The sequence below is a fragment of the Nostoc sp. UCD121 genome, assembly GCF_014222285.1.
Classification (GTDB): Bacteria; Cyanobacteriota; Cyanobacteriia; order Cyanobacteriales; family Nostocaceae; genus Nostoc.
Genome location: NZ_JACKZS010000433.1, coordinates 1 through 1,937, shown reverse-complemented (window position 1 = coordinate 1,937; position 1,937 = coordinate 1). Strand labels below are relative to the sequence as shown.

Annotated in this window: 6 protein-coding genes; 3 read left to right on the top strand and 3 right to left on the bottom strand. The window is 41.8% G+C overall.

Annotation, left to right across the window (positions count from 1 at the left end):
- Positions 1-33: 33 nt before the first annotated feature.
- Positions 34-222: a CopG family transcriptional regulator gene (locus tag GNF10_RS36625; protein WP_185583225.1), complete on the bottom strand. Its 189-nt coding sequence runs from the start codon at positions 220-222 to the stop codon at positions 34-36.
- 106 nt (positions 223-328) lie between these two features.
- Between GNF10_RS36625 and GNF10_RS36620 the strand changes: the two genes are divergently transcribed.
- Entirely contained in the window at positions 329-556 is a 228-nt protein-coding gene (locus GNF10_RS36620) for a hypothetical protein (RefSeq protein WP_185583227.1), read from the top strand.
- A 61-nt stretch (positions 557-617) separates the two neighbouring features.
- Here GNF10_RS36620 and GNF10_RS36615 read toward each other — a convergent pair whose 3' ends face one another.
- Positions 618-815: an NblA/ycf18 family protein gene (locus GNF10_RS36615; protein ID WP_185583229.1), complete on the bottom strand. Its 198-nt coding sequence runs from the start codon at positions 813-815 to the stop codon at positions 618-620.
- Between the two features lie 110 nt (positions 816-925).
- On the opposite strand from GNF10_RS36615, the gene GNF10_RS38180 reads away from it, so the two are divergent.
- Both GNF10_RS38180 and GNF10_RS36605 read left to right on the top strand, forming a co-directional pair.
- Positions 926-1,063 (top strand): hypothetical protein, encoded by a 138-nt coding sequence (locus tag GNF10_RS38180; RefSeq protein WP_221643780.1) that lies wholly within the window; start codon positions 926-928, stop codon positions 1,061-1,063.
- A 107-nt stretch (positions 1,064-1,170) separates the two neighbouring features.
- Positions 1,171-1,596, top strand: coding sequence for a GFA family protein (locus GNF10_RS36605; protein ID WP_185583231.1), 426 nt, complete (start codon positions 1,171-1,173; stop codon positions 1,594-1,596).
- 86 nt (positions 1,597-1,682) lie between these two features.
- On the opposite strand, the gene GNF10_RS36600 is transcribed toward GNF10_RS36605, so the two are convergent.
- Positions 1,683-1,934, bottom strand: coding sequence for a hypothetical protein (locus GNF10_RS36600; protein WP_185583233.1), 252 nt, complete (start codon positions 1,932-1,934; stop codon positions 1,683-1,685).
- Between the last annotated feature and the right edge of the window lie 3 nt (positions 1,935-1,937).

Sequence of the window (1,937 nt, the reverse complement as noted above, 5' to 3'; positions counted from 1 at the left end):
ATCGATTTCGCAGAGATCCCAAGGGTTACTTGGCTAATTTAGAGAGTCGTCTTCTCTAGTAAGTTTTACCACACTAGTATAAACCTTTAAACAACGCAGTAATTCCCGAATTACATCGTTAAAGGGTCTTCCTGTTTTTGCACAGTATTGTTCCAGTTTCTGCCTTTCTGTTGATGTGAGATTTACTGTCAGTCGTTTGACTGCCCATTTTTTATTCACCATTTACTTTTTATACTGCCCTATTATTGCCACAGAAAATTATACCTTTGTTTCAAAGCCTCTCCTAATCTGGCTTTTAGCCTATTTAATCCAATCAATCTCAAAACAATTGGCTTTTTTATCGGCGTTGCTGATGGTGATCCGTTCTGGGATGGATATCTGGGGCAGTGGCTCCTTTGGGTTAACTTTGCGGACGGGGCAAGTCTGTGGTGTGCGATTGGTTGATGGCGGTGTAGGTAACACTAGTTCACCGTTCCATGAAAACCATTATTCTGAGTCGGTTATGCAAGCACTTTCCCAGTTTGGAGCAAATAATCTCTTATTGCCAAGCCATTGAAAAAAACAATTGTGTGTTCGTTCTCTTTTGAGTTGCTTAAAGTAACCTCGCAAGGTTTGTTTTAGCCCAAGATTGAACCTGAACCAACTTCCCACTGATGTTTGAGCAATTCTTGATAAGTCGTTTCCCTTATCATCATCTGCTTATAGAGCATCTGCAAAAACTCTTGAGCTTGTTCACGGGACATCTGCTCCACTTGATCAGAGAAAGTTCTAAGGCTAAATTCTTGTTCTAAAGATAATTCAATGGGTTGGTTCATAGCTTTTATTTGAGTTTGCTTGTGTAAGCAAATATTGTTTTATATAAATAAATGTTACGATAGCTTTACAAAAGTTGAAGGGGTGTAAACCGTACCGATGTAGGTTAGAAATGCCGTATCTGCTGCTAGAAACCTTGATATCACTCCATTGTGGCAACTTAAACTATGGTAAACGGGGCAATGGTTTGAAATTACGTCCAGCGATGGTCTTCACGGTCGAGCCGATGCTAAATGAAGGAACCTATTAGTTCGTCAAGTCACGAAAGCGAACTACTTGATATTCTTGGCATTTCCAGTATGAAATAGGGGAAAATGTGAGCAATTGGAGCGCTTGCGTGGAATCGGAGCAAATAATATGTCTAATCTAAATATTGCAAAAGGTAGTTGCCTGTGTCGAGCAGTAAGCCTTTCCACAACTAGCATGAGTAAAAATGTGGGAGCGTGTCATTGTGGTGTGTGCCGCAATTGGGGCGGAGGGCCTCTGTTAGCTGTTGACTGTAAAAGTGATGTTAGCTTCTCTGGTGAAGAAAATATTGGGGTTTATCAATCGTCACAGTGGGCAGAACGTGGATTCTGTAAGCAGTGTGGTAGCCATCTTTTTTACAAATTGAAACAAAATAACCAGTATTTCATGCCTGTTGGACTATTCGAGAACTATGAAGGTCTTGTTTTCGATCATCAGGTATTCATTGATGAAAAGCCCAAGTATTACTGTTTTGCCAATGAAACTCAGAATCTCACAGGGGCCGAGGTCTTTGCACAGTTTGCACCTCCTGAATGACTCCTAAACATTAGAGTTACTTTTTACCAGTTTGAATTAGGTCGGGCGAATGAGCGCACTGCTTCACTCACCCTTGAGACAACAAATCACCCAGCGATATCCTTCCCGCTTTTATAGTTCATAGCTCTGGGTTTCCTCTTGCCTATAGGGACTAATTTCGATTGCTTAGGTGCTTGTGGCGGACGGCATTGCTCACAGTAGAGTGGTCGCACACCAAAGGTTTCTCGTTGTGTGGGTTGTTCACACTGCTTGCATACGAAGTTGAAAACGCGAGTATGAATTTCCCGTTTGTGCGCTCTGACGGTGTACTCTCGGACATCAATAGTTTTGCTGGGCATTGA

Coding starts and splice junctions, on each gene's coding strand:
- GNF10_RS36615 (WP_185583229.1), bottom strand. CDS start 815: ATGAACCAACCCATTGAATTATCTTTAGAACAAGAATTTAGCCTTAGA.
- GNF10_RS36605 (WP_185583231.1), top strand. CDS start 1,171: ATGTCTAATCTAAATATTGCAAAAGGTAGTTGCCTGTGTCGAGCAGTA.
- GNF10_RS36625 (WP_185583225.1), bottom strand. CDS start 222: ATGGTGAATAAAAAATGGGCAGTCAAACGACTGACAGTAAATCTCACA.
- GNF10_RS38180 (WP_221643780.1), top strand. CDS start 926: ATGCCGTATCTGCTGCTAGAAACCTTGATATCACTCCATTGTGGCAAC.
- GNF10_RS36600 (WP_185583233.1), bottom strand. CDS start 1,934: ATGCCCAGCAAAACTATTGATGTCCGAGAGTACACCGTCAGAGCGCAC.